The sequence below is a fragment of the Stenotrophomonas sp. PvP093 genome, assembly GCF_017876915.1.
Taxonomy (GTDB): domain Bacteria; phylum Pseudomonadota; class Gammaproteobacteria; order Xanthomonadales; family Xanthomonadaceae; genus Stenotrophomonas; species Stenotrophomonas muris.
On the sequence record NZ_JAGIOX010000004.1, the window covers coordinates 719,095 to 744,752 of the forward strand.

Below are 25,658 nucleotides of genomic sequence, written 5' to 3' on the forward strand. Positions count from 1 at the left end.
CTCGGCGGCTGTTGCTGTGCGGTCAAAGCGCAGTCGAGCATGGCTCAGCGCTACAGAACCGGGGCCAACGGCACCTCGAAACTGCGCTTCAACGTGCCCAGCGCCACCGATGTGCGGAAGCGCTCGATGTTGTCATCTGCGCCGAACAGCCGCTCGGTGATTGCCTCGTACTCTTCCATTGACGCGGCCGAGACCAGCAGCAGGAAATCGCCATCGCCGGTGATCGAGTAGCACTGCTGCACCGCCGGGTCGTCCTGCACGCGGCGCTTGAACGGTGCCACGCGGTCGCGCTGCTCGCTGACCACGCGCACTTCGACGATGATGGTCAGTGGCCGCCCGACCTGGGCGGCGGCGATCACCGCCACATTGGCCGCGATCACGCCGCTGTCCTGCAGGCGCTTGATGCGGCGCTGCACGGCCGGCGTGGACAGGTGCACGGCCTCGGCGATTTCGCGCTGCGGCAGGGTGTTGTCCCGCTGCAGCAGGTCGAGGATGGCGCGGTCGAAGCTGTCGAGCACGGGGGCGGTGGCCATGGCGAGCAGAAGTTGCACGAACGGGCCGTCAATTGAGCCAAGTGCTCGGCGCTGGCGCAATAGACTTTGCCCATGCAGACCCCACGACTCGCGCCGATGTTGCCGGCGCTGGCGGTGCTCGGCTCGGTCACCTCGCTGGCCATCGGCACCTCCTACGCAAAACACCTGTTCCCGCTGATCGGCGCGCAGGGCACCAGCGCGCTGCGCGTGGGCTTCTCGGCGCTGTTGTTGCTGCTGTTCTGGCGGCCGTGGCGCTGGAAGACCAGCCGCGCGGATGCCATCACCATCCTGCGCTACGGGCTCACCCTGGGCCTGATGAACCTGCTGTTCTACATGGCCCTGCGCACCATTCCCTTCGGCATCGCGGTGGCCATCGAATTCACCGGGCCGCTGACGGTGGCCATGCTGTCGTCGCGACGGCCGATCGATTTCCTCTGGGTGGGCTGTGCGGCGGTGGGGCTGCTGTTGCTGCTGCCGATCGGCGGCGGCCCGGCGCTGGATCCGGCCGGCGTGCTGTATGCGATGGGTGCTGCGGCGTGCTGGGGCCTGTACATCGTGTTCGGCAAGCGTGCCGGCCACCTGCACGCCGGGCATTCGGTGTCGCTGGGGCTGCTGGCGGCATCCCTGGTGGTGGTGCCGGTGGGCGTGGTGCATGCCGGTGCCGCGCTGCTCGACCCGAAGATCCTGGCCGCCGGGCTGCTGGTGGCGCTGGTGTCCAGCGCGATCCCGATGTCACTGGAGATGATGGCGCTCAAGCGCCTGCCGAAGGAGACCTTCGGCATCCTGATCAGCATGGAACCGGCGGTGGCCGCGCTGTGGGCCATGCTTCTGCTGCACGAGCACCTGCATGGGCTGCAGTGGCTGGCGATCGGCTGCACGGTGCTGGCCTCGGTGGGCAGCACGACGACCGCGCGGCGCCTGAAGGCACCCGTCACCGCCTGAAAAAAGGGGACGGAGGGGATTAAGTCGTTTATGCCCCGATTTAGGGGGGCGCCGGGCGGCGCCGGGCGCAGAGCGTGCGGACCAACGGTCCGCACCTACCGTAACGGCGAGTCAGCGCAGGGCGTCGGCCGGGACGTCGATCTGCATCGCCAGGGCGAGGTGATCGGAGAACGCGGCTGGTACGGCTTCCACGGTACGAGTCTGCAGGCCACTGCTGACCAGGATGTGGTCGATGGCGCGGTCGGGGCGCCAGCTGGGGAAGGTCGGCACGATGCAGCCCGGGGGCTGCAGCCGGGTCTTCTGGTACAGCACCTGCATTTCCGGGCGTTCGGCCAGGCAGTTGAAGTCGCCCATCAGCACCGCGTTGGGGTGGTCGGACAGCAGCTCGGCGATGAAGCCCAGCTGCGACATCCGCGAGCCCGCGCCCAATGACAGATGCGCCACCGCCACCGCCAGGCCATCGGTACCGTCGCCGAACTTGGCCAGCAGCACGCCGCGCCCGCCGATGCGGCCGGGCAGGGCATGGTCCTGCACTTCCACCGGTTCCAGCTTGCTCAGCAGGCCATTGGCACTGGACGCCACGCCGCCCATGCGCCGGTTCGGCTGGTGGCTCCAGTAGTTGAAGCCGGCGCGCTGGGCCAGGTAGTGGGTCTGGTTGGTGAAGCCCGAGCGCAGGCTGCCCGGGTCGGCCTCCTGCAGGCCGACGATGTCATGGTCGCGCGCCAGGGTGGCGATCGCGTCCAGGCTGCTGCGCTTGCGCCCCGCCGGCAGCGCATGTGACCAGCTGCGGGTCACATAGTCGCTGTAGCGGCGGGTACTTGAGCCGGCCTGGATGTTGGCCGTCAGCAAGCGCAGGGTCCGTGTACGGGGGGAATTCACGGCCGGGAAATGCTTCTCTTGGATCAGTGAGCCTGGGCCGCACCGCGTTCGCGGGCGATCAGGTGGTCGGCGATGCGCAGCATGTCCGGGAAGCTCTTGCCCTTCACCAGGTACTTGCCGTTGACGATGATCGACGGGGTGCCGCTGATCTGGCTGCGCTGGGCGAACTGCTTGGCCGAGTTGGTCTTGGCGTTCACCGCGAAGCTGCCCATGGTGGCGGCGAACTGCTTCGGATCCACGCCATAGGCGGCGTAGAACTTGGCGATGTCTTCCACCGAGTCACGGCCGCGCTCGCCCTTCAGGGTCTTCTGCGAGTGGATGGCGGCGTACAGCGCTTCGTGGGTCTTCTCCTGCACGCCCAGGGTCTGCGCGGCGTAGAAGGCACGGGCGTAGTCATCCCAGGTGCCGCCGAACATGGCCGGCACGTAGACGAAGTTCACGTCGCTCGGCAGGCCGGCCTTCCACGGGCCGACCAGCGGCTGGAACGCGGCGCAGGCCGGGCAGACGTAGCCGAAGATCTCGGTCACTTCGATCTTGCCGGCAGCCGGCTGGAACGGCTGGCCGTTCGGGATCACCTGGTAATCGGCGCCTTCCACCGGGGCCGGGCCGGTCAGCGCGGCGGTGGTCGGGGCCGGCGCCGCGGCGGGGGCGGCTTCGGCCGGGGCCTTTTCGCCTTCGGCGGCAGCCGGAGCGGTGCCTTCGCTGCCCGTGGCCGGCGCAGCGGCCGGTTCGGCGGTGGCCGGGGCGGCTGCCGGTGCGGCCGGGGCCGCGGTGGTGTTGGTGCTGCCGTCATCAGCCTTGCAGGCAGCCAGGATCGGCAGCAGCGCTGCGAGGGCGAGGGCGTAACGGATCTTCATGGAAACGTCTCCAGCATCTGGAAAGGTGGGGGCCGGCGCCAGGTGCCAGCCAGGGGGAAATGATGACATGCGGCGGCGACAGCGCCGTGTCGAGGGTGGGCGTTGGTTCAGCGGCCGCGGGCGGCGCGGGCCTGCGCGATCAGCGCCGAGGCGATGCGCAGCTGGTCGTCGAAGCTGTTGCCCCGCACCAGGTACTGGCCGTTGATGATGATGGCCGGGGTGCCCGGGATCTTGGTGCGCTGGGCGAACGCGCGCGCGGCCTCGACCTTCTTCTGCACGGCATCGCCGCGCAGGGCCTGGAGGTAGCGGTCCGGGGTCACGCCGTAGGCCTTGTAGAACGTGGCGAGCTCATCGGCCGAGACGTTCTGCATCGGCAGCGATCCCTGCTCGTGCAGGGCCTTGAACACGGCAGCGTGGCTGCGCTTGGCCACGCCGACTTCGTCGGCGGCGTAGTAGGCCAGTGCCCAGGCATCCCAGGCGCCACCGAAGGCCGCCGGCACCGGGGTGAAACGCACGTCGGCCGGCAGCTTGGCCGCCCAGGCTTCCAGCTGCGGTTCGAAATGGGCGCAGTGCGGGCAGGTATAGCCGAAGACCTCGACCACTTCGATCTTGCCGGCCAGCGGCTGGAACGGGCCCGGCTGGGCGATGCGCTCGTAGTCTTTGCCCTCGACCAGCGGGGCATTGGCGGGGGTGGCGGCGCAGGCTGCCAGCGGCAGCAGCACCAGCACGGACAACAGCAGGCGGGAAATCAACCTCATCGACACGCATCTCCGTTGAAAAAAGCAACGCCGGCGCAGCCGCCGGCGTGAAGGAAACATACCGCAGCCGTGGGCCGACGTCGCGGCCCGGGCCGACCAGTGGTGGTCAGGGGGCGGCAGCCGGTTGCGTCGGCGTGGCCGCAGCGGCTACATCGTCGGCCTTGTTGTGCAGGCCCTGCAGGTAGCTCGACAGCGCCTGCACCTCCTGCTCGCTGAGCTTCTGCGCGACCGTGGCCATGATCTGGAAGTGCGCCTTGTCGGTCTCGTTGGTCTGGCCGGCCTGGTACTCCTGCAGGCGGCGCGCGACATAGCTGGCGTGCTGCCCACCGAGGTGCGGATAGGCCGGGCCGGGATTGCCCGCACCGCTGGGGCCGTGGCAGGCCATGCAGGCCGGCAGGCCGCGCTTGGCATCGCCGCCGCGGTACAGCTGCTGGCCGATCTCGTAGAACTTCATGCCCTTGTAGGGGCCATCGGTCACTGCCGTGTCATCGGCGATGCCGGCGTTGGCCTTCTGCGTGGCGAAGTAGGCGCCGATATCGCGCATGTCCTGCGGGGTGAGGTTCTGCACGAACGGCACCATCGCCACCGCCGCGCCGGAACTGCGCTGGCCGTTGGCGATCAGGGCCATCTGCTGGGCCACGTAGCGCTCGCTCTGGCCGGCAATGGACGGGTACATCTCCACCGTGGAGTTGCCGTCGGCACCATGGCAGGCCGCGCAGGCCGTCGCCTTGGTCTGGCCGGCCTTGGCATCGCCCCAGTGGGTCTTGCTGAAGTCCACCTCCAGCGAGGCGGTATTGATCGGCCCGTTGTCGGGCAGCGGGGTCAACGTGGTCTGCGCGAACGCAGCAGCGGCAACGACTACAGCAGTGGCAAGGGCGGATACGGCAAGAACGCGAGCGTGGCGCATGCTGAAGCTCCGTATGGACCGGGCCGGACGGTGGCCGCCGGCATCGCCCGGATTATCAACGCCGTTTCCGCGCACGGTCAACGCAGCAGTGCAGCAAAATGGCCGCAGCGGCCGCCGGCACGGGCGCGCGGCGCCGCAACATGCGATCCTAGGCACATGTCATTGCTCATCGAACGCGCCCGTTACCACCTTTCGGCCCACAACGTGCGGCAGCTGCCGCCCGACGAAGGGGCTGAAGTGGCCTTCGCCGGCCGCTCCAACGCCGGCAAGTCCAGTGCGCTCAACGCGCTGACCCGCCAGAACGCCCTGGCCCGTGTCTCCAAGACCCCCGGCCGCACCCAGCAGCTGGTGTTCTTCCAGGTCACCCCAGAAGCGCATCTGGTCGACCTGCCCGGTTACGGCTACGCCAAGGTGCCGCTGGACCTGCAGGCGCACTGGCAGGCCTTCATTGACAAGTACTTCCGCACCCGCGAGGCGCTGAAGGGCCTGGTGGTGGTGATGGATATCCGCCACCCCCTGAAGGACTACGACCGGCAGATGCTGTCCTATGCCGTGCAGCGTGGCCTGCCGGCGCACGCGTTGCTGACCAAGGCCGACAAGCTCAGCCGCAGCCAGCAGATGCAGTCCCTGCAGAAGGTGCGCAAGGAGCTGCAGTCGGCTTACGGTGACAGCGTCAGCGTGCAGGTGTTCTCCGGCGAAGACCGCACCGGCGTGGACGAAGCCCGCGGCGTGATCGGCGGCTGGCTGGGGCTGGAATAAGGCATTTACGGTCGCCTGGCTGGCAGCCGGGCGCTACCGGGCAGCCGGCCGCTACCCGATCGGGTGGGTGCCGACCTTGGTCGGCACACCCTCACAACGGCGAATACTCCGCCGGCACCCACGCATAGGCCTGGCCCTCGCTGCGCACATGGCCCAGGCCCGGGAACGGCAGGTGCGCACCGGCCACCCACCAACCGTTGACGGTGGCCTGCTGCAGCAGCCCGCGACGGCTGGCGATGGCCGCCTTGCGGTCCGAATCGGCCTCGAATGCCGCTTCCGGGTGCGCGAACTGCACCGCATGGAAGTGCAGCACATCACCCCACACCAGCAGTGACTGGCCCTGGCTGTCGAACCGGTAGGAGACATGGCCGGGGGTATGGCCGTGGGTGTCCATCGCCACCGCGCCACCGGGCAGGGCATCGCCGGGGCTGAACGTGCGCAGGTGGCCGCTGGCCTGGTAGGGCGCGACCGCGTTGCGTGCCAGCGGGAAGGCGAAGCGCACGCCCTTCGGCGCCGTGGCCTCGCTGGCCGGGCTGAGCCAGTAATCGGCATCGGCCTTGGACAGCCACACCGTGGCATTCGGGTAGGCCGGCTTGCCCTGCGCGTCGAGCACGCCGCACAGATGGTCCGGGTGGGCGTGGGTCAGCAGCACCTCGTCCACCTCGGCCGGGTCCACGCCGGAGGCGCGCAGGTTGCCCAGCACCTGGCCCAGGCCGGGGCCGAAGCACTGCGCGGTGCCGGTATCGACCAGGGTCAGGTGGTTGCCCTGGCGCACCAGGAAGGCGTTGATCGCGGTCTGCAGGCCCTTCTTGTCTTCCGGTACGTAGCGGCCTTCCAACAGGCGGCTGACCAGTGTCGGCGGCACGTCGACCACTTCCTGCCGGCCCAGCGCGACCACGCCGTCGAACAGGGCGGTGACCTGCAGCGCACCAACGCGCTGGTGGTAGACGCCGGGCACCTGCTGGGTGGGAGCGGGCGAGGTGGCTTCGGCCAGTGCAGCCAGCGGCAGGGACGACAGGGCCAGCAGCAGGGCGCCGCGCAGCGGCAGGGGACGCAGGATCATGGCGGTTCTCGGTGGATGACGGGCGGTTCCGTTGTGCCCAGCGTGCCGTGGCCGGCGTGTGCACGGCGCTCAAACCACTGCGCGGAATGCTCAGGGAAGGGGGGGCTGCAGGGCTGCGCCCTGCACCCGCAGAGGCAACGGCAACGGCCGAAGCAACAGCAACAGCGACAGCGGGCTATCTGGGATGGCGGGGTGGGTCCGGTTGCGGGAGTGTCCGCGGCATGGATGCCGCGGCCAAGCCCCCATGGAAGGGTTTACGGCGTCTCCCGCAACCGGACCCACCCCGCCTTCGACAGTTTTCCGCGATCTGTCAGCTCGCGGGGTCAGATCCGTTTTCCGCAGGAAAACGGATCTGACCCCAGAGTTTCATTCGATATCTGACAGATGTGTCGACCAAGGTCGACACCTACCAACAGCCGCGAAGATCTGTCAGAGGTGGGGCGGTGTGGGTGGGCAGGACCGTTGGCGCCATGGATGGCGCCATCGAGCCCCCATGGATGGGTTTACGGCGTGTCCTGCCCACCCACATCGCCCCGCCCTCCCACGGATAGCCGCTGTTGCTCTTGCTGTCGCTTCGGCCGTTGCCCTGGCTCGTAGCGGGTGCAGGGCGCAGCCCTGCCGAACCCCCTCAAATATCTGTGGGAGCCAGCCCGTACTGCTCGGCGAAGCGCTTGCTGAAACTGGCCGCAGACCGGTAGCCCGCGCGTGCGGCCACGGTCTTCAACGGCAGGTCGGTGGTGTAGAGCAGCTGCATGCCATGCGCCAGCCGGGCCTCGGTGAGCAGCTGGCGCAGGCTGGTGTCCTCGGCCGCCAGGCGACGGCGCAGGGTCGCGCCGCTCAGCGCGAACTGTTCTTCCACATCGCGTGATTGCCAGTCGCGTGCTGGTTCGGCGGCGATGCGGTCGCGGATCTGTTCGCCCAGGCTCGGCGCCTGCGGCAGCAGCAGGTTGCCGTGGCCCTGTCGGCACAGGGTCAGCACCAGCGAGGCCAGGGCCAGCCGCGCGTCGCTGTAACGGCCGTCCTGCAGCGATTGCCGCCACTGGCGCAGCACCGCGCCATGGTCGATCAACGGCAGTCGCGCCATCGCCTGGCCGGGGGCGGGAAGCTCTTCATTCCAGAGCGTACGCGCCGCCGCCAGCACTTCGGTGCAGAGCGGCACGATGGCACTGAGGTAGCGGCCGCTGCAGGGATCGGGGGTGTTGACCACGTCGATGCGGCACCGCTGGGTCAGCAGCAGGATGTCGCCGGGAACGAACGTCAGCGACTGGTGTGCGGTACGTACCTGCTTGCGGCCTTCCAGCAGGATCGCGAACTGCGGTTGCGGAACCTCCACCGAGCTGGCGCCATGCTCGCGGCGTGCGGTGATGCAGGCATAGCCCTCGGCGCGCCTGCAGCCGGCCAGGCTGGCCATCTCGGCCAGCAACGCAGTGGCCGCTGGCAGCATGCCGGTCATGACACCTGGGCACCGAACAGGCGACCGACGCCGGCCGCCGCAGCCATCGCCAGCGCGCCCCAGAACATCACCCGGACCGCGCCGCGTACAGGCGGTGCGCCCCCGGCCTGGGCCGCCACCGCGCCGGTCAGGCACAGGCCGAGCAGGGTGCTGGCCGTGGTCATCAACGCAACCTTGTCGGTCGGCGCGAGCAGGGCGGTCAGCACCGGCAGCGCCGCACCGCAGGTGAACGCACCGGCCGAGGCCAGCGCCGCCTGCAGCGGGCGCGCGCGCAGGGTGTCAGTGATGCCCAGCTCATCGCGGGCGTGGGCACCCAGTGCATCGTGGGCGGTAAGCTGTTCGGCCACCTGCCGGGCCAATGCAGGCTCCAGGCCGCGGTGGCGGTAGATCGCGGCCAGCTCCTCCAGTTCGCTGTGCGGGTCTTCGCGCAGCTCGCGCTTTTCCATTGCCAGGTCGGCCGCTTCGGTGTCGGCCTGGGTCTGCACCGACACATACTCGCCGGCGGCCATCGACATCGCGCCGGCCACGGTGCCGGCCACGCCGGTGGCAAGGATAGTGGTGGCGGAGGCGCCGCTGGCCGCCACGCCGACCACCAAGCCGGCCACCGAGACGATGCCATCGTTGGCCCCCAGCACGGCGGCACGCAACCAGCCGACGCGCTCGGAGCGGTGCAGTTCGGGGTGTCGCGAATGACGGTTCATGACGCCGAGTGTACGAGGGTCAAGAGGGCGTCGGTAGGATGCTGAAACCCGTCACCGTCGCATGACGCAACGGGGTGCCACGCTATAGTGCGCCCTTGCGATGGAAGGCCGCGAGCCCCACATCCCCCGCCACCGTCCAGCGAGCCTTCCCCTTGTCGAGCCCCAGCCACGTCGCCGATACCCCCATTACCGACCGCTCGCAGCTGGTGGAGGTGATCGCCTCCGGCGAGAAGCCCCGCGCGCAGTGGCGCATCGGCACCGAGCACGAGAAGTTCGGGTTCCGCCTGGATGACCTGCGCCCGCCGACCTTCGAGGGCGAGCGCGGCATCGAAGCGTTGCTCAACGGCCTGGTCCGCTTCGGCTGGGAGCCGGTGCAGGAAAACGGCAACACGATCGCGCTGCTGCGCGACGGTGCCTCGGTGACGCTGGAACCGGCCGGTCAGCTGGAGCTGTCCGGCGCGGCGCTGGAGACCATCCACCAGACCTGCGTGGAGACCGGTACCCACCTCAACGAAGTGGCACAGGTGGCCGGCGAACTGCAGCTGGGTTTCCTCGGCATGGGCTTCCAGCCGAAGTGGAAGCGCGATGAAATGCCCTGGATGCCGAAGGGGCGCTACAAGATCATGCGCTCGTACATGCCCAAGGTCGGTTCGCTGGGCTTGGACATGATGACCCGCACCTGCACGGTGCAGGTGAACCTGGACTACGCCACCGAAGCGGACATGGTGAAGAAGTTCCGCGTGTCGCTGGCGCTGCAGCCGATCGCCACCGCGCTGTTCGCCGATTCGCCGTTCACCGAAGGCAAGCCGAACGGCTACCTGAGCTACCGCTCGCATATCTGGACCGACACCGACGCCGACCGCACCGGCATGCTCGACTTCGTGTTCGAGGATGGTTTTGGTTACGAGCGCTATGTCGACTACCTGCTCGACGTGCCGATGTATTTCTCCTACCGCGATGGCATCTACCACGACGCCAGCGGGCAGAGCTTCCGCGATTTCATGCAGGCCAGGCTGCCGGTGCTGCCGGGTGCGCTGCCGACGCTGCGCGACTGGTCGGACCACATGACCACCGCGTTCCCGGAAGTGCGCCTGAAGAAGTACCTGGAAATGCGCGGTGCCGATGGTGGCCCGTGGAGCCGCCTGTGTGCGCTGCCGGCATTCTGGGTGGGCCTGTTGTATGACGACACCGCACTGGATGCCGCCTGGGACCTGGTACGCGATTTCACCTTGGCCGAGCGCCATGCACTTCGCGACGGCGTGCCGAAGCATGCGATGAACCTGCCGTTCCGCAATGGTACGGTGCGCGACCTGGCCCGCGAAGCGGTGAAGATTTCCGTCGAAGGCCTCAGGCGCCGTGCGGCGCGCAATGCCGACGGCCAGGACGAGAGCAAGTTCCTGGACGTGCTGCAGGAGATCGTCGAATCCGGCCTGACCCCGGCCGAGCGCAAGCTGGCGCTGTTCCATGGCCGCTGGCACGGCGACGTCGATCCGGTGTTCCGCGAGTTCGCGTACTGAGTGGATTGCGGTAGTGTCGGCCGCTGGCCGGCAGATGTATGGGGTTGCCGGCCAGCGGCCGGCACTACCAGAAGAAAAACCCCGGCATTGCCGGGGTTTTTCTTTTTCGCATCTGCCCTGGATCAGGCGGCGTTCTGCATCGTCGCCATGTCGATCACGAAGCGGTAGCGCACATCGTTCTTCGCCATGCGTTCCCAGGCTTCGTTGACGTTCTTGATGTCGATGATCTCGACGTCGCTGACGATGCCGTGCTCGGCACAGAAGTCCATCATTTCCTGGGTTTCGGCCATGCCGCCGATTGCCGAGCCGGTCAGGTGCTTGCGGCCGAAGATCACGCTGCCGCCGGTCAGCGGCGGGTCCAGTTCGGTCAGCACGCCGACCAGGCACATGGTGGCCTCGCGCTTGAGCAGGCCCATGTACGGGTTGGTGTCATGGCCGACCGGGATGGTGTTGAGCAGGAAGTCGAAGCTGCCGGCGTGCGCCTTCATCTGCGCGGCATCGCGCGAGACCAGTACCTCATCGGCGCCCAGGCGCTTGGCATCGGCACCCTTTTCCGGCGTGGTGGTGATCATCACGACGTGCGCGCCCAGTGCCTTGGCGAACTTCACGCCCATGTGGCCGAGGCCACCGAGACCGATCACGCCCACCTTCTGCCCCGGGCCGACCTTCCAGTGGCGCAGCGGCGACCAGGTGGTGATGCCGGCGCACAACAGCGGGGCGGCCGCCTTCAGGTCGAGGGTGTCGGACACCTTCACCACGAAGCGCTGCTCGACCACCACGTGGTCGGAATAGCCGCCGTAGGTCGGCGCGCCGGTTTCGCGTTCACGGCCGTTGTAGGTCCAGGTCGCGCCTTCGGCGCAATATTGCTCCAGATCGTGCTCACAGGCGTCGCAGTGGCGGCACGAGTCGACCATGCAGCCGACGCCGGCGTGGTCGCCGACCTTGAAGCGGGTGACGTTGCTGCCGACTTCGGTCACCCGGCCGATGATCTCGTGGCCCGGCACCATCGGGTAGATCGAGCCACCCCAGTCATCGCGGGCCTGGTGCAGGTCGGAATGGCAGATGCCGCTGTAGAGGATCTCGATGCGCACGTCGTCCGGGCCGACCGCGCGGCGTTCGAACTCGTACGGGACCAGCGGGTCGGTATGGGAATGGGCGGCGTAACCACGGGCGAGGGACATGGGGAATCCTTGGCAGGGTTTATCGAAAGGCGTTTTACAATACGCCCCGCAACCAGCAGCAAGAAGCGCGGATATCGGCATGATTCATCAAGTGAAACTGCACAATGGCCACTGACAACCTGACCCATCTGGCCGCGTTTGCCGCAGTCGCCCGCCACCGCAGCTTCCGCCGCGCCGGTGCCGAACTGGCATTGTCGACCTCGGCGGTGAGCTATGCGATCCGCGCGCTGGAAGAACGGCTGGGCGTGGGCCTGTTCCATCGCACCACCCGCAGCGTGGCCCTGACCGAGGCCGGGCAGCGCCTGCTGGAGCGCCTGCAGCCGGCGTTGGGGCAGGTGCACGACGCACTGGAAGAAATGAACCACTTCCGCGCAGCCCCGGCCGGCCTGCTGCGCATCAACGCCACCCGCGCGGCGGTACCGACCCAGTTGGGGCCGAGGCTGGCGCGCTTCCTGCACGCCCATCCCGACGTGCGGGTGGAGCTGACCGAAAATGACGGCCTGGTCGACATCGTCGCCGAGGGCTACGACGCCGGCGTGCGCCTGCATGAGTTCGTGCCGGAGGACATGGTGGCGGTGCCGATGGGGCCGCCACTGCGCGGGCTGATCGTCGGCTCGCCGGACTACCTGCGGCGTCGGCCGGCACCGCAGCATCCGCGCGACCTGGCCGCGCACGAATGCATCCGCTTCCGCTTCGCCAGTGGGCACCTGTACAAGTGGCAGTTCGAGCGCGATGGGCAGGCGCTGGAGATCGACGTGCCCGGGCGGTTGACCCTGTGCGAGCAGGGCACGATCGTGCGCGCCGTTCTGGATGGCATCGGCCTGGCGTACGTGCTGGAAGACACGGCAAGGCCGTACATCGAATCGGGGCAGATGGTGGCGGTGCTGGAAGACTGGAGCGAGCCGTTTGCCGGCTTCGCGCTGTACTACCCGAAGCAGCGGCAGATGCCGGGCGCGTTGCGTGCGTTCGTGGATATGTTGCGCGAGTGAGTTGCGATGGATGACGTGGTGCCGACCAACGGTCGGCACCCACCGGGGCAGGGCGTTGCCGATCAACGAATCGACATCGGCCGGTAGATCCACGCCATGCGTGGATGGCACCACGCTATGGCCCTTGCAACACCGGCGCCAACAACGCCACGCACTCACGCAGATGCATCTCCACCGGCGCATCCTCGGCCACCACGCCGATCACGCGTTCGCGCAGCGGCTCGGCCACGGCCATCGCCAGGATCAGCCGCGCCATGCATGCGGAATCTCCCTCGCGCAGCAGTCCACGCTGCTGCTGACGTGCCAGCCAGTCGGCCAGCAGCGCACGGCCGCGTTCGATGCCGTTGTCGAGGTAGGCCTGCAGCAGCGCGTCCTTGCCGGGGAAATCGGTGGCCAGCAGGCGGAACACCTGCACCGCCTGCGCCGATAGCGCCTGCGTGCACACCGCGTGCAGGATGTCCTGCAGCAACGGCACGACCTCTTGGGCATTGCGCGCATCACGCTGCAGCTGTGGCGCGAAGCCGTCGGTCCACTCACGCACCGCCAACCCGACCAGCTCCTCGCGGTTGCTGGCATGGCGGTACACGGTCTTCTTCGCCACCCCGGCGTGCGCCGCCACCGCTTCAATGGTGGTGGCCTCGTAACCCTGTGCCAGCAGCAGCTCCAGCGTGGCCTGCAGCACCGCGTGGCGGACTTCGGCTTCCGGTCGCGCAGGGCGGCCACGGCGGCGGGTCGGTGATGTGGGCGCGGGCAGGGTGGTGCTGTTCATTGCGCCCATCTTACCGCATCCGGTTAATTGCGAAACGGAAATCGTTTCCGTATTTTCGGGTCTCCCAACCCGTAGGAGACCCCCATGGATACCGCTGTGAACGCTCGCCCCTGGCTGGACCACCACGATCTGCTGGACCCGGCGCCGATGCATCTGGAAACCGGCATCCAGCGCCGCGAAGACGGCACGCTGCTGGTGGCGGTGCGCACCGATCTGCACGGCTGCAAGGGCCGCATGCTGGACTGGTGGTTCACCTTCTTCGAGACCACCCAGCACATCCGCTGGTGGCATCCGGTCGATCATGTCGAGCATCGCGGCTGGGACGCGGCCTGGCAGCGCGGGCGCAGCTACCACGGCGCCAGCATCCATGCGGTGGAATCGCTCGCTGACATTCCGCCGGTGGCGGCGCGCCTGAAGTTCCATGACCCGCGCACCTTGCTGGTGCCCGAACGCCTGCAGGCGGCACAGGATGCAGGCCATGTATCGGCGGTGATCGCCGCGCGCATCGGCTTCGGTGATCACGTGCGTCTGGATGTACAGGGCGATCCCTGCGATGGGCAGATGCTGCATGTGGCGCGCGATACGCCGTTTGGCTGCGTGCTGCGCAGCCGCTTCGTGCTCGGCCTGGACAGCGCCGATCCGCGTCGCGATGCCGGCGACGCGGTCGGCCTGGGCCTGCTCAGGCACTGCTATACGGAGTTCAGTTTCCTGTCGCGGCTGCTGCCGTCGCTGTACTACGGCGAGCGCGCCAACGGCGAAGCAGTGCCGTTGCCGTGGTGAACGGCGCGCCGGTCATTCAACCAGCGCATCGTAGCCTTCGCCACTGAACTGGATCAGGCAGAAGCCATGCCCGAACGGATCGGCCAGTACGGCGATGCGTCCCCAGCGACGCTCGCGCACGGACTGCTCGAGTGTCGCCCCGGCCGCAACTGCACGTGCCAGCGCGGCTTCAATGTCATCCACCACCCAGTCCAGGTGCAGCGGCGTCCAATGACGCTCGTAGTCGCGCACGTCGCCGTCTTCCGTGGCGGCGCTGCCGGCGTCGTTGTGCAGCAGGTAGAGCGGCGTTGGCCCACCGAGCAGCTCCACGGCGCCCGGGCCGAGACGGCGGCCGATGCGCAGGCCGAAGGCCCGGATGTAGAAGTCTTCGGCGGCGGCCAGGTCGGGCACGTCCATGTTGACGATGAAGCTGTGGGCAGTGGCGTTCATGGCAGCGATGGGCGGCATCCGGTGGTCGCAGTTTAGTCCTGCCGCGTGGTGCCGCCGGTTCATCTCCTGCGCGGATTCGGGCAAGCTGGGCGGTCTCGATCGACAAGGACATCCATGAGCGCGCTATCCGGCATCGAACAGGCCACCGGCCAGACCTTCCCGCCCCTGTTCAAGCAGTTGCATGCAGCGGGTCGGTTGAGCTGGGGTGCTCCCCATCCGGAATGGTCCGAGGTGGTATTCCCGGCGCTGCAGGCAGAACCGCCGGTGCTGCTGTACGCCCAGGACTATGAGCCGTTGGAACACGATGAACTGCTCGAGGCGTGGCAGGAGCTGACCGCGGAGGATCATTACAATCCCCTGCGCACTGACCTGCAGTTGCTGCCCTTTGCGCGGACCGGCGCGGGTGACAGTTACTGTTTCTGGAGCAACGCGCCCGGTTTCAGCGAACCGCCGGTGGTGATGGTGTGGCATGACGACGACCGTGCCGACGTGCTGGCCGCCAGCTACCAGGATTTCGTGTTCCGCAAGATGGTCGAAGCGGTTGCCGACTACCAGCGGCCGTACACACTGCTGTCGCACGGCGAGCTGGCCGGGAATCTGCAGCGCTGGCTGCAGACTCACCATTCCTTCCTGCGCGGCGACCAGTACGCGGCATTGCAGCGGCTGTTCGCCCGCGTTGACGATATTGAAGAAGGGAACTTCAGCGAAGACGAGGCACAGGCCATCGTCGCTGAAGTGATCGGCTTCGAGCGGTTGGACGAGTCGTTCGCCTACGTGCGCGAGGACGCCTGAGGGCTGGGGTCGGATCCGGGCGCAGCGTGGCTCTGACTCCTTGTTCGCCGAACAGGGGTCAGAGCCCTTTCCGTTGGAAAGGGATCCGACCCCGTGCGGGCCCCGTGCGGGATCAGCCTGCGGCCGGGTAATCGAGATAGCCCGCCTCGCCGCCCCCGTAATAGGTGCTGCGGTCGGGCGTGGCCAACGCGATGTTGCGCTGCAGGCGTTCGACCAGATCCGGGTTGGCGATGAACGGCTGGCCGAACGCGGCAAGGTCGATGGTGCCGGCCTCGACCAGCTGCAGGGCGCGTTCGCGGGTCATGCCGCCGGCCAGGATCACGGTGCCACCGTAGGCCTGCTTGAACTGCTGCAGGAAGGCCTCGCCCAGCACCGACTGGCCCGCCTGCTGGTTGCCGTTGAGATGCACATAGGCCAGGCCGCGCTTGCCCAGTTCCTCGGCCAGGTACAGATAGGTGGCCTCGTTGTCGGGGTAGAACGGCATGTCGAAGGTGAGATTGTTCGGTGCCAGGCGCACGCCGATGCGCTGCGCACCGATGCGCTGGGCCATCGCATCGACGGTGTCCAGGATCAAGCGCGCGCGGTTGGGCAGCGAGCCGCCGTAGTGATCTTCGCGCTGGTTGATGACCGGGTTGAGGAACTGTTCGAACAGGTAGCCGTTGGCGGCATGCAGTTCGATGCCGTCGAATCCGGCGGCGATGGCGTTCTCTGCGCCGCGCACGAAGTCGTCGACGATGCCGGGGATCTCTGCGGTCTCCAGTGCACGTGCCGGGGTGGGATCGGCGTGGCCGCGGCTGCCATCGTCCAGGTACACGAACGAGGTGTTCTTCGGTGCGCTGGCCACCGGGCGGGTACCGGCGCTGACCGGTTGCCCACCGTCGGGCTGCAGCGAGGAATGCGACATGCGGCCGACGTGCCAGAGCTGGGCGAAGATCGTGCCCTGTGCGGCATGCACCGCCTCGGTGACGAGCTTCCACCCGGCCACCTGCTCGGCCGACCAGATACCCGGGACGTCGATGTAGCCCTGGCCCTGCGGCGAGACCGGGGTGCCTTCACTGATGATCAGGCCGGCGCTGGCGCGCTGCCGGTAGTACTGCGCGGTGAGTTCGTTGGCGACCGCACCGGGGTTGCGGGCGCGGGTCATCGGGGCCATCGCGATGCGGTTGCGCAGGGCGGTGCCTGCCAGATCGAAGGGGCGGAACAGGGCGGCGATCATGTCGGTCATCTCGGTGTGGGGGAAGGCGCCAGCGGCGCGATGCACACAGGATGGAGTTGACATGCGGACGCATAAAGCGCTTCGATCTCCCTGGGCGCGGGACTATTTGTCCCCAATGGAGCGTGATAGATGCTGCCGCTGGAATCGTTGAATGGCCTGGTGACCTTCGTTACCACGGCCCGCTCAGGCAGCTTCACCGAGGCTGCCGACGCGCTGGGCATCTCGCGCTCGGCAGTGGGCAAGGCCATCGCCCGGCTGGAAGCGCGGCTGGGCGTGCGCCTGTTCCACCGCACCACGCGGCGCATCGCGCTGACCACCGATGGCGAGGCGTACTACGCATCGTGTGCGGCGGCGCTGGAAGAAATCTCCGCCGCCGAGGCCTGCCTGGGGTCGGCCGGCCTGCCCAGCGGACGGCTGCGCATCGACATGCCGTCCTCGTTCGGGCGGCTGGTGGTGCTGCCCGTGCTGCTGCGCCTGTGCCGGCAGTACCCGGACCTGCAACTGACGATGACCTTCACCGATCACTTCGTTGATCCGGTCGAAGAGGGCATCGACCTGCTGATCCGCTTCGGCGGGTTGCACCAGGCCGAGCACCTGGTCGCGCGCCGGCTGGGTCGCCAGCGCCTGGTCACCTGCGCATCGCCGGAGTACCTGCAGGCGCATGGCGTGCCTGCGACCGTGGAGGAACTGGCGCAGCATCGCAGCATCGTTGGCTTCCGTCATGGGCAACCGGTGGCGTGGCGGATTGGCAGTGATGATGCCGAGGGAACATTCATCCCGAACGCGGCCTACCAGCTCAACGATGGTGACGCGGTGATCGATGCGGCCATCGCAGGACTGGGCATCTGCCAGATGCCCATTTCACTGGTACGCCGACATCTGGAATCCGGCGCGCTGCACTCGGTGCTGGATGCGCACATGCAACGGCATATCGACATCCATGCGCTGTGGCCACCGACCCGGCACCTGCGGCCGAAGGTGCGCTATGTGGTGGATGAACTGGCGCGGCTGGCGGGTGAGGGCTTGTTCGATTGAACCGGCACGATTGAGCGGGATGGTTGCCCGTGTATACTATCCCCCAGTATAGTTTCGAGGTGGCCTGATCATGCCGCACTCCCCCGAAGAGAAGAAGAAGGTCCTGGCCCGCGTGCGCCGCATCCGTGGCCAGTGCGATGCGCTGGACCGCGCGCTGGAAGCTGGCGCCGACTGCGGGCCGGTGCTGCAGCAGATCGCCGCCATCCGTGGCGCGGTCAACGGCCTGATGTCCGAGGTGATGGAGGCCCATCTGCGCGAGGAGTTCGGGCAACCCGCCGCCTCCGACGAACAACGCGCCGAACGCGTGCGCGACATGAGCGCGTTGATCCGTTCATACCTGAAATAAACGACGGCGCAACATGGCGCCGCCCATCCTGTCATTGCCTGTCTCTGGAGAGTCCATCATGAAGTCCCGTGCCGCCGTCGCCTTTGGTCCCGGCCAGCCGCTGCAGATCGTCGAGATCGACGTCGCCCCGCCGAAGAAGGGCGAAGTGCTGGTGAAGATCACCCACACCGGTGTCTGCCACACCGATGCGTTCACGCTGTCCGGCGATGATCCGGAAGGCCTGTTCCCGGTGGTGCTGGGCCATGAAGGCGCCGGCATCGTGGTTGAAGTGGGCGAGGGCGTGACCAGCGTCAAGCCGGGCGACCACGTGATTCCGCTGTACACCGCCGAGTGCGGCGAGTGCCTGTTCTGCAAGAGCGGCAAGACCAACCTGTGCGTGGCCGTGCGCGCGACCCAGGGCAAGGGCGTGATGCCCGATGGCACCAGCCGCTTCAGCTACAACGGTGAGCCGCTGTACCACTACATGGGTTGCTCGACCTTCAGCGAGTACACCGTGGTGGCCGAAGTGTCGCTGGCGAAGATCAATCCGGAAGCAAACCCGGAACACGTCTGCCTGCTCGGCTGCGGCGTCACCACCGGCATCGGCGCGGTGCACAACACCGCCAAGGTGCAGGAAGGCGACAGCGTGGCGGTGTTCGGCCTCGGCGGCATCGGCCTGGCGGTGATCCAGGGGGCGCGCCAGGCCAAGGCTGGCCGCATCATCGCGGTGGACACCAATCCGTCCAAGTTCGAACTGGCGCGCGAATTCGGCGCCACCGACTGCATCAACCCGAAGGACTTCGATAAGCCGATCCAGCAGGTCATCGTTGAAATGACCACCTGGGGCGTGGACCACAGCTTCGAGTGCATCGGCAACGTCAACGTGATGCGCGCGGCGCTGGAATGCGCGCACCGTGGCTGGGGCCAGAGCGTGGTGATCGGCGTGGCCGGTTCGGGCCAGGAGATCTCCACCCGTCCGTTCCAGCTGGTGACCGGCCGCAAGTGGATGGGCACCGCCTTCGGTGGCGTGAAGGGCCGCAGCCAACTGCCGGGCATGGTCGAGGATGCGATGAAGGGCGATATCGAACTGGCCCCGTTCGTCACCCACACCATGGAACTGGACAAGATCAACGACGCCTTCGACCTGATGCATGAAGGCAAGTCGATCCGTTCGGTGGTCCACTACTGAGCCGCGGCGTGGGCTGGTTCGACGCCCTGCGCAGGCCGCGTGCGGAGGATCCGCGCGCGGCCCTGGTCGACCCGATCGAGCAGGCGCTGCGCGCGCTGGGGTGGGTCGAGGGCGGCGTGGGTCCACCGCGCGTGGTGGACTCGCCCTTCGGCATTGATGAAATGCCGTTCGAGCACTGGCTGGCACAGGTATTCCTGCCGCGCCTGCACGAAGCCCGCGCCGACGGCCAGTGGCCACCGCGCAGCGACGTGGCGGTGGCGGCGTACCGCAACCTGGACGGCCAGCCTGGCGTCGAATCGTTGCTGCGCCTGCTGGCACAGCTGGATGAACTGATCAACCAAGGCGTCCACGCCGGGCGTGGATAAGCCGACCAAGGTCGGCATCTACCAGAAGCACGCGTGCGCTGACGCGCCGCGCAGGAGAGCACCATGGAACGCATTGAACACCGCGCCTGTTTCGGCGGTTGGCAGGATGTCTACCGCCATCATTCGACCACGCTGGGCTGCGACATGCAGTTCGCCGTGTACCTGCCGCCGCAGGCGGAAACGCAGACGCTGCCGGTGCTGTACTGGCTGAGCGGGCTGACCTGCACCGAGCAGAACTTCATCACCAAGGCGGGCGCGCAGCGCTATGCGGCCGAACACGGCGTGATCATTGTCGCGCCTGATACCAGCCCGCGCGGTGATGACGTGGCCGATGCCGAAGGCTACGACCTGGGCAAGGGCGCAGGGTTCTACCTCAACGCCACCCGTGCGCCCTGGGCGAAGCACTTCCGCATGCATGACTATGTAGTGCACGAGTTGCCGGCGCTGATCGAAGCGGAGTTCCCGGCGACCGGCGCACGCGCCATCAGCGGGCACTCGATGGGCGGCCACGGTGCGCTGGTGATCGCGCTGCGCAATCCGGGGCGCTACCGCAGCGTGTCGGCGTTCTCGCCGATCGTCGCGCCCAGCCATGTTCCGTGGGGGCAGAAGGCCTTCCACGCCTACCTTGGCGACAACCCGGCCGACTGGGCGCAATGGGACGCCTGCGCATTGATTGCCGCGGCCAGCGAGCGCCTGCCGTTGCTGGTCGACCAGGGCGAGGCGGACGAGTTCCTGCAGACCCAGCTGCAGCCGCAGCGCCTGCAGGAGGCCTGCGCCGCTGCCGGCCATCCGCTGACCCTGCGCCTGCAGCCCGGCTACGACCACAGCTACTACTTCATTGGCAGCTTCATCGGCGAGCACATCGCCCACCACGCCCGCGCCCTGCACGGCTGAGCCCCCGGGAAAAAGGGGACGGAGGGGATTAAGTCGCATTTGCCGCTGTGCCGCAAACGACTTAATCCCCTCCGTCCCCTTTTTCAGCGATGGATCACACCCTCGTGGCGTCGCCCCGCGCTATCGTGCGCGTAGACGGCCTTGCGGATCGGGGGATGCATGCCGGTAGTGCTGGCGCTGCTGTATGTGCTGTGCCATGGCCTGGTGCTGGCCTTGTGGCCTGGTCCGGCCGGGGTAGGCTCCTTCGTTTTCCTGACCGGTGCCCCGTTGCTGGCGGCGGCCGCCTGCCTGTGGCGGGCCCGCCGCGACCGCGCGGCACTGGGGTGGCGCGCCACGGCATTGGCGCTGCTGCTGTGGGCCGGCGGCATGGCGTTCAACATGATCGACGCCCTGGGCGCCGGGCGTGCCGATTTCACCCCGCGCGCAAGCCTGTTCCTTTACGTGCTCTACGGTGTGCCCCTGGTGTTCATCCTGGCCAGGGCGCGCCGGGAACGGGTCAGCATCAGCCTGATCGATGCGGCCATGGCGGCGCTGCTGGGCGTGCTGTTCTTCGTGCACGCGCAGTCGTTCGCCGCCCGCGTTGACATCGACGACCACGCGTTGTCCAACATGCAACGCATGTTCGATATCCAGAACCTGTGCATCGCCGTGTTCGCGGTGGTGCGCTGGCTGGCCGGCGACGTTCCCGAGCGGCGTACCTTTTTCCGCGCGCTGGCGATGTATGCGGCGACCTACCTGTTGGTGGCGTATTACATCAACCACTACACCTCCGGTGATGCGTTCGGTGCCTATGCGGATCTGCTGATCGATCTGCCGTTCCTGCTGCTGGCGCTGCTCGCACTCAGCCAGGCACCGGCGCGGGTCCTGACGCCGCATCCGCGGATGGCGCGCACGGTGCAGGCGGCGGGCCCGATGATCCTGCCGCTGCTGCTGCTGGTGGTGGGCACCCTGGTGGTCGACCATGCCCGGCCCCTGGCCGTGAGCGGTTTCGTGGTGGCGACGCTGGGGTTCGGCCTGCGCAGCATCCTGCTGCAGGTGGACCTGATGGAACGGCAGGCCTCGCTGGACCAGCTGGCGCGCCAGGATGGCCTGACAGGCGTGGCCAACCGGCGCGAGTTCGACGCGCTGCTGCTGGCCGAGTGGAATCGCGCACGGCGCAGTGGCACCGAGCTGGGCCTGCTGCTGTTGGATATCGATCATTTCAAGGCCTTCAACGACCGCCACGGCCATCCCGCCGGCGACCGCTGCCTGCAGGCCGTGGCAGCGGTACTGAAGGCGAGCGCCGGTCGCGCCGGTGACAGCGTCGCACGTTATGGCGGCGAGGAATTTGCGGTGATCGTGCCCGGAAGCGCGCTGTCGGGCGTTCTGGCGCTGGCCGAGCGCCTGCGCCAGGCGGTGGAAGCGCTGCCGTTGCCGGAAGGATCGGTCAGTATCAGCATCGGCGTGGGTTACCTGCATCCGCCGGCTCTGGCCAGTGCCGATCAGTTGCTGGCAGACGCCGATGCCGGCCTGTATGCCGCCAAGCGGGCTGGCCGCAACCAGGTGATCCTGCATGCGCACGTGCTGGATGACGAGGGCAGCACGCACGGAACGATGGACTGCTGAGCAGCTCTCTGCATGCGATCACACGGGGGGCGCGACGGCTTATCGCTGCCGCGACCAGCCGGTCGGATCGAGCAGCCTCAGCCCGACCGGTGACAACGAGCGCTGCCGCAACGGCAGGTTTGCCGCCTGCACGGCCATTGCACAGCGCGCCAGCTGCTGGCGCAACGGTGCCAGCGAGTCGTCCTCGCGGGGCCGTGCATGCCGCCATTGCGCGATGCGCAGCAGGCAGACCAGCAGGTCCAGTTCACTGGCGGCAATGAAGGGAGAGCCGGCCGGCAGCAGATCGATCGGAGCGGCGGGGGTGGCCAGCAGCGGCAGCAGGCCGACGAAGGCGTCGCAGCCCTCCTGGCCAAGCCCGAGTCCGCTCAGCTGGGCAAGGCCATCGGCCTGCAGATCGGGGTCGCGCAACTGCCGTATCGCGCCCAGCAGCGCCTGCTCGCCACGGCCGAACTGTCGACCGAAGGCGCGGTAGTTGACCCGGGTGGGAAACAACGGGGAACGGGAGGCCATGGTGGCTAGGGCTGTGGGTCGCGGGTTTCCACCAGCACCGGACAGGGCGCGTGGTCGATGGTCCATTGCCCGATCGAGGGTTCGAACAGGCGTTCCAGCCGGGACAGGTGGCGATGGCCGATCACGATCAGGTCGCACTCCAGGCGCCGGGCCTGCTCGCTGATGACTTCGCCGGGATCGCCGGAGGGGATCTGCGCGATGGCATCGACGCCGCGCTCGCGCAGTTCGGCCAGGGCTTCGGCCAATACTGCCTCGGCGCGGGAGCGCTGGCGGGCGGCTTCCGGATACTCGGTGCGATCGGCTTCGCTGGCATCGGCCGCCAGCGCGAATTCGGGGTCGAGCACGCACAGCAGGTGCAGGCGGCTGTGGGGGCCGGCGATGGCGGCGGCCAGGTCCAGCACGCGTGCGTGCTGGGGGCCACCATCCAGGGCGACCAGCAGGGTAGTGAACATGGATGTCTCCTTGGCAGGACGGGGATGGTCGCCGATGTCACCGCGCGCACCCATGCCGTGCGCGACAGTCAATGAATGCGTCGAACGCAATCCACAGTGGTTGCAAGTGCCGTAGAGTCATCTGATTTACTGGAGACTGTCATGCCCCTGCCGGACCTGAACCTGTTGCTGGCACTGGACGTGCTGATTGACGAATGCAGCGTGGCCGCCGCCGCGCGCCGCATGAACCTGAGCGCGCCGGCGATGAGCCGCACCCTGGGCCGGATCCGCACTGCGCTGGGTGACCCGGTGCTGGTGCGTGCCGGCCGCGGTCTGGCGCCCACGCCCCGCGCGCTGCAGCTGCGCGAGCAGGTCCGCGATGTGATCGAGCAGGCCCACCGCGTCTTCAACGCTGGTCGTGAAGTGGACATGCGCGTGCTCGAGCGAACCTTCAGCGTGCGCGCCAATGATGTCTTCATCGGCGGATTTGGCGGTCGCCTGCGCGAGATCTTCCGCCAGCAGGCACCGCGCGCGGTGCTGCGCTTCGTGCCCGAGGGCGATACCGACGATGATGCGATGGCGCAGGGCCGGATCGACCTGTACATCAGCACCGCCGGCAAGCATGCGCCCGATACCAAGGTGCAGAACCTGTTCAGTACCTCGTTCATGGGCGCCGCGCGCGAGGACCATCCACTGTTCGACGAGGAGATCAGTGCAGAGCGCTTTGCCGCGTGTGACCACATCGCGGTGTCGCGCCGTGGCCTGCCGCGTGGGCCGATCGATGATGACCTGGCCACGCTCGGCCTGCAGCGCCGCGTGGCGCTGATCAGCCCGACCTTCCACGGTGCGATCTTCGCGGCGGCCGAATCAGACCTGATCCTGCCGCAGATGCCAAGCGTGATGCTGGAGCGGATCGTCAGCATGCGCCTGCCGCTGCGCCTGTTCCCGCTGCCGATCCCGGTGCGTACCGCGGCCATCGTGCAGGCCTGGCATCCGCGGCTGGACAACGATGCCGCGCACCAGTGGCTTCGCCGTTCGATCAAGACCATGTGCGAGCGCGTCGAGGACGCCCACCGCTGAGACCCGCAGGCGTGCGCTGGACGCACGCCTGGGATGCCGGCGACGCCATTTTTCACAGGGTACCGGCTCCCTAGACTGCGCTCCCCGGAGTTTCACTGAGCGCATTCCAATGACCCTCAACATGCCGTGCACTGCACGGATCGGTGCCTGGCGATGAGTGCGCCGGCCGCCGCTGTCCCGGCCGCCGCAGCGCCCCGTCCTGCCGCCGCCCTCGGGCTCGATCGCCGCATTCTGGTCGGCCTGTGTGGCGTGCTGCTGGCGGTGCTGGTGTCCGGCTTCAACGAGAACATCACCAAGGTCGCGCTGGCCGACATCCGTGGCGCGATGGGTTTCAGCGTCGACGACGGCAGCTGGATCGTCGCCCTCTACAGCGCGATGTCGGTCAGCGCGATGGCCTTCGCGCCGTGGTGTGCCGCCACCTTCTCGCTGCGCCGTTTCGCGCTGGCGATGATCGGTGGCTTCATGGTGCTGGGCGTGCTGTGCCCGCTCGCCCCGAACCTGCAGGTGTTCCTGCTGCTGCGTGCATTGCAGGGCCTGTGCGGCGGTGCACTGCCGCCGTTGCTGATGAGCGTGGCGCTGCGCTTCCTGCCGCCTGGCATCAAGCTGTACGGCCTGGCCGGCTACGCGTTGACGGCGACGTTCGGCCCGAGCATGGGCACGCCGCTGGCCGCGTTCTGGGTCGAGCAGGTGGGCTGGCACTGGGCGTTCTGGCAGATCGTGCCGTACTGCCTGGCCGCCATGGCGATGGTCGGCTGGGGCCTGCCACAGGACCCGCTGCGGCTGGAACGCTTCGCCCAGTTCGATGGCGTTGGGCTGCTGCTCGGCCTGCCGGCGCTGGTGCTGCTGGTGCTGGGCCTGGTGCAGGGCCCGCGGCTGAACTGGTTCGATTCGCCGATGATCACGCTGATGATCGGTGGCGGTGCCGGCCTGATGGTGCTGTTCATGATCAACGAATGGTTCCACCCGCTGCCGTTCTTCAAGCTGCAGTTGTTGGCCAATCGCAATCTCAGCTACTCGCTGGTCACGCTGGGTGGCGTGCTGTTCGTGCTGCTGGCGGTGATCTCGATCCCGTCCGGCTTCCTGGCCAGCGTGCAGGGCTACCGGCCGCTGCAGACCGCACCGATGCTGCTGTGGGTGGCACTGCCACAGGTGATCGCGCTGCCGCTGGTGGCGGCCCTGTTGAACATCCGCGCGGTGGACTGCCGCTGGGTGCAGGCCACCGGCCTGGCGACGCTGGCACTGGCCTGCTGGCTGGGCTCGCACCTGGACGTGGCCTGGATCCGCGACAACTTCCTGTGGGTGCAGCTGCTGCAGGTGTTTGCCCAGCCGATGGCGGTGCTGCCGCTGCTGATGCTGGCCACCGGCGGCCTGGCGCCACAGGATGGCCCGTTTGCCTCGGCCTGGTTCAACACGGTCAAGGGCTTCGCTGCGGTGCTCGCCGGTGGCGTACTGGATGCCATCGCCCAAGGCCGCCGTCATTTCCATTCCACCGTGCTGGTCGACCGCCTTGGCGAGCAACCGTGGCTGGCCGATGGCCCGCAGCTGGGCGCGCGCCTGCATGCACAGGTACAGGCGCTGACTTCGGCCGACCTGTACTGGGTGGTCGCACTGGTGGCGCTGGCCTTCATTCCCCTCATTGCCTGGATGCCCACCCGCATCCATCCGCCACGCGCCGTGGCCTGAACCTTTCGCAGGAACC

28 protein-coding genes are annotated in these 25,658 nt (G+C 67.9%); 14 read left to right on the top strand and 14 right to left on the bottom strand.

Annotation, left to right across the window (positions count from 1 at the left end; all coding sequences use genetic code 11):
- Positions 1 to 50: 50 nt before the first annotated feature.
- Positions 51 to 533 carry an Lrp/AsnC family transcriptional regulator gene (locus tag J3A72_RS06005; RefSeq protein WP_075076102.1) on the bottom strand — a complete coding sequence of 161 codons (483 nt, stop codon included), beginning with the start codon at positions 531 to 533 and terminating at the stop codon, positions 51 to 53.
- A gap of 72 nt (positions 534 to 605) precedes the next feature.
- Here J3A72_RS06005 and J3A72_RS06010 point away from each other — a divergent pair, with 72 nt between their 5' ends.
- Entirely contained in the window at positions 606 to 1,475 is an 870-nt protein-coding gene (locus J3A72_RS06010) for an EamA family transporter (protein WP_075076103.1), read from the top strand.
- A gap of 111 nt (positions 1,476 to 1,586) precedes the next feature.
- Here J3A72_RS06010 and J3A72_RS06015 read toward each other — a convergent pair whose 3' ends face one another.
- The 4 genes from J3A72_RS06015 to J3A72_RS06030 all read right to left on the bottom strand — a co-directional run bounded on the left by J3A72_RS06015 (position 1,587) and on the right by J3A72_RS06030 (position 4,876).
- Complete coding sequence (locus J3A72_RS06015) at positions 1,587 to 2,324, bottom strand: endonuclease/exonuclease/phosphatase family protein (RefSeq protein ID WP_021202520.1); 738 nt, start codon at positions 2,322 to 2,324, stop codon at positions 1,587 to 1,589.
- 53 nt (positions 2,325 to 2,377) lie between these two features.
- Positions 2,378 to 3,211 carry a thiol:disulfide interchange protein DsbA/DsbL gene (locus tag J3A72_RS06020; RefSeq protein WP_014648402.1) on the bottom strand — a complete coding sequence of 278 codons (834 nt, stop codon included), beginning with the start codon at positions 3,209 to 3,211 and terminating at the stop codon, positions 2,378 to 2,380.
- 107 nt (positions 3,212 to 3,318) lie between these two features.
- Positions 3,319 to 3,969 (bottom strand): thiol:disulfide interchange protein DsbA/DsbL, encoded by a 651-nt coding sequence (locus J3A72_RS06025; RefSeq protein ID WP_032960695.1) that lies wholly within the window; start codon positions 3,967 to 3,969, stop codon positions 3,319 to 3,321.
- A 106-nt stretch (positions 3,970 to 4,075) separates the two neighbouring features.
- Positions 4,076 to 4,876 carry a c-type cytochrome gene (locus J3A72_RS06030; protein WP_014648400.1) on the bottom strand — a complete coding sequence of 267 codons (801 nt, stop codon included), beginning with the start codon at positions 4,874 to 4,876 and terminating at the stop codon, positions 4,076 to 4,078.
- Between the two features lie 156 nt (positions 4,877 to 5,032).
- Here J3A72_RS06030 and yihA point away from each other — a divergent pair, with 156 nt between their 5' ends.
- Positions 5,033 to 5,635 (top strand): ribosome biogenesis GTP-binding protein YihA/YsxC, encoded by a 603-nt coding sequence (gene yihA / locus J3A72_RS06035; RefSeq protein WP_005411022.1) that lies wholly within the window; start codon positions 5,033 to 5,035, stop codon positions 5,633 to 5,635.
- Positions 5,636 to 5,726: 91 nt separating this feature from the next.
- Here yihA and J3A72_RS06040 read toward each other — a convergent pair whose 3' ends face one another.
- The 3 genes from J3A72_RS06040 to J3A72_RS06050 all read right to left on the bottom strand — a co-directional run bounded on the left by J3A72_RS06040 (position 5,727) and on the right by J3A72_RS06050 (position 8,852).
- The gene (locus J3A72_RS06040; RefSeq protein ID WP_075076104.1) at positions 5,727 to 6,698 is read right to left on the bottom strand and encodes an MBL fold metallo-hydrolase; all 972 of its coding nucleotides are present in this window, start codon (positions 6,696 to 6,698) and stop codon (positions 5,727 to 5,729) included.
- A gap of 628 nt (positions 6,699 to 7,326) precedes the next feature.
- A complete protein-coding gene (locus J3A72_RS06045) occupies positions 7,327 to 8,151 on the bottom strand; it encodes an AraC family transcriptional regulator (RefSeq protein WP_075076356.1) in 825 nt (274 codons plus the stop codon).
- Positions 8,148 to 8,852, bottom strand: coding sequence for a VIT family protein (locus J3A72_RS06050; RefSeq protein WP_014648397.1), 705 nt, complete (start codon positions 8,850 to 8,852; stop codon positions 8,148 to 8,150). Before J3A72_RS06050 ends, J3A72_RS06045 begins: the two co-directional genes overlap by 4 nt.
- 152 nt (positions 8,853 to 9,004) lie before the next feature.
- Here J3A72_RS06050 and J3A72_RS06055 point away from each other — a divergent pair, with 152 nt between their 5' ends.
- Positions 9,005 to 10,369, top strand: coding sequence for a glutamate--cysteine ligase (locus J3A72_RS06055; protein ID WP_014648396.1), 1,365 nt, complete (start codon positions 9,005 to 9,007; stop codon positions 10,367 to 10,369).
- 122 nt (positions 10,370 to 10,491) lie between these two features.
- Here the strand turns inward: J3A72_RS06055 and J3A72_RS06060 are convergent, their stop codons facing one another.
- Complete coding sequence (locus tag J3A72_RS06060) at positions 10,492 to 11,550, bottom strand: NAD(P)-dependent alcohol dehydrogenase (RefSeq protein ID WP_014648395.1); 1,059 nt, start codon at positions 11,548 to 11,550, stop codon at positions 10,492 to 10,494.
- Between the two features lie 104 nt (positions 11,551 to 11,654).
- On the opposite strand from J3A72_RS06060, the gene J3A72_RS06065 reads away from it, so the two are divergent.
- Positions 11,655 to 12,539, top strand: a complete 885-nt coding sequence (locus tag J3A72_RS06065; protein ID WP_032960689.1) for a LysR family transcriptional regulator — start codon at positions 11,655 to 11,657, stop codon at positions 12,537 to 12,539.
- Between the two features lie 115 nt (positions 12,540 to 12,654).
- Here J3A72_RS06065 and J3A72_RS06070 read toward each other — a convergent pair whose 3' ends face one another.
- Positions 12,655 to 13,317 carry a TetR/AcrR family transcriptional regulator gene (locus J3A72_RS06070; RefSeq protein ID WP_049440662.1) on the bottom strand — a complete coding sequence of 221 codons (663 nt, stop codon included), beginning with the start codon at positions 13,315 to 13,317 and terminating at the stop codon, positions 12,655 to 12,657.
- 75 nt (positions 13,318 to 13,392) lie between these two features.
- On the opposite strand from J3A72_RS06070, the gene J3A72_RS06075 reads away from it, so the two are divergent.
- Entirely contained in the window at positions 13,393 to 14,088 is a 696-nt protein-coding gene (locus J3A72_RS06075) for a hypothetical protein (RefSeq protein WP_049440661.1), read from the top strand.
- Between the two features lie 12 nt (positions 14,089 to 14,100).
- On the opposite strand, the gene J3A72_RS06080 is transcribed toward J3A72_RS06075, so the two are convergent.
- Complete coding sequence (locus tag J3A72_RS06080) at positions 14,101 to 14,517, bottom strand: VOC family protein (protein WP_014648391.1); 417 nt, start codon at positions 14,515 to 14,517, stop codon at positions 14,101 to 14,103.
- 114 nt (positions 14,518 to 14,631) lie between these two features.
- Between J3A72_RS06080 and J3A72_RS06085 the strand changes: the two genes are divergently transcribed.
- Positions 14,632 to 15,309, top strand: a complete 678-nt coding sequence (locus J3A72_RS06085; RefSeq protein WP_075076355.1) for an SMI1/KNR4 family protein — start codon at positions 14,632 to 14,634, stop codon at positions 15,307 to 15,309.
- A gap of 112 nt (positions 15,310 to 15,421) precedes the next feature.
- On the opposite strand, the gene J3A72_RS06090 is transcribed toward J3A72_RS06085, so the two are convergent.
- Positions 15,422 to 16,525: an alkene reductase gene (locus J3A72_RS06090; protein WP_075076358.1), complete on the bottom strand. Its 1,104-nt coding sequence runs from the start codon at positions 16,523 to 16,525 to the stop codon at positions 15,422 to 15,424.
- A 129-nt stretch (positions 16,526 to 16,654) separates the two neighbouring features.
- Between J3A72_RS06090 and J3A72_RS06095 the strand changes: the two genes are divergently transcribed.
- From J3A72_RS06095 to J3A72_RS06120, 6 genes are all read left to right on the top strand, one after another.
- Positions 16,655 to 17,560 carry a LysR family transcriptional regulator gene (locus J3A72_RS06095; RefSeq protein WP_046432481.1) on the top strand — a complete coding sequence of 302 codons (906 nt, stop codon included), beginning with the start codon at positions 16,655 to 16,657 and terminating at the stop codon, positions 17,558 to 17,560.
- Positions 17,561 to 17,630: 70 nt separating this feature from the next.
- Positions 17,631 to 17,906 carry a formaldehyde-responsive transcriptional repressor FrmR gene (frmR, locus tag J3A72_RS06100; RefSeq protein ID WP_005411009.1) on the top strand — a complete coding sequence of 92 codons (276 nt, stop codon included), beginning with the start codon at positions 17,631 to 17,633 and terminating at the stop codon, positions 17,904 to 17,906.
- Between the two features lie 58 nt (positions 17,907 to 17,964).
- Positions 17,965 to 19,074, top strand: coding sequence for an S-(hydroxymethyl)glutathione dehydrogenase/class III alcohol dehydrogenase (locus J3A72_RS06105; RefSeq protein WP_049440659.1), 1,110 nt, complete (start codon positions 17,965 to 17,967; stop codon positions 19,072 to 19,074).
- An 8-nt stretch (positions 19,075 to 19,082) separates the two neighbouring features.
- Positions 19,083 to 19,439 carry a YqcC family protein gene (locus tag J3A72_RS06110; protein WP_049440658.1) on the top strand — a complete coding sequence of 119 codons (357 nt, stop codon included), beginning with the start codon at positions 19,083 to 19,085 and terminating at the stop codon, positions 19,437 to 19,439.
- 63 nt (positions 19,440 to 19,502) lie between these two features.
- Positions 19,503 to 20,333, top strand: a complete 831-nt coding sequence (gene fghA, locus J3A72_RS06115; RefSeq protein ID WP_053496248.1) for an S-formylglutathione hydrolase — start codon at positions 19,503 to 19,505, stop codon at positions 20,331 to 20,333.
- 159 nt (positions 20,334 to 20,492) lie between these two features.
- Positions 20,493 to 21,938 carry a GGDEF domain-containing protein gene (locus J3A72_RS06120; protein ID WP_049408786.1) on the top strand — a complete coding sequence of 482 codons (1,446 nt, stop codon included), beginning with the start codon at positions 20,493 to 20,495 and terminating at the stop codon, positions 21,936 to 21,938.
- Between the two features lie 39 nt (positions 21,939 to 21,977).
- Here the strand turns inward: J3A72_RS06120 and J3A72_RS06125 are convergent, their stop codons facing one another.
- Both J3A72_RS06125 and J3A72_RS06130 read right to left on the bottom strand, forming a co-directional pair.
- Complete coding sequence (locus J3A72_RS06125) at positions 21,978 to 22,448, bottom strand: hypothetical protein (protein ID WP_075076354.1); 471 nt, start codon at positions 22,446 to 22,448, stop codon at positions 21,978 to 21,980.
- A 5-nt stretch (positions 22,449 to 22,453) separates the two neighbouring features.
- Positions 22,454 to 22,900 (bottom strand): universal stress protein, encoded by a 447-nt coding sequence (locus J3A72_RS06130; protein ID WP_046432504.1) that lies wholly within the window; start codon positions 22,898 to 22,900, stop codon positions 22,454 to 22,456.
- 141 nt (positions 22,901 to 23,041) lie between these two features.
- On the opposite strand from J3A72_RS06130, the gene J3A72_RS06135 reads away from it, so the two are divergent.
- Entirely contained in the window at positions 23,042 to 23,959 is a 918-nt protein-coding gene (locus J3A72_RS06135) for a LysR family transcriptional regulator (RefSeq protein WP_014648381.1), read from the top strand.
- A 153-nt stretch (positions 23,960 to 24,112) separates the two neighbouring features.
- The gene (locus J3A72_RS06140) at positions 24,113 to 25,642 is read left to right on the top strand and encodes an MFS transporter (RefSeq protein ID WP_075076353.1); all 1,530 of its coding nucleotides are present in this window, start codon (positions 24,113 to 24,115) and stop codon (positions 25,640 to 25,642) included.
- Positions 25,643 to 25,658: the final 16 nt, after the last annotated feature.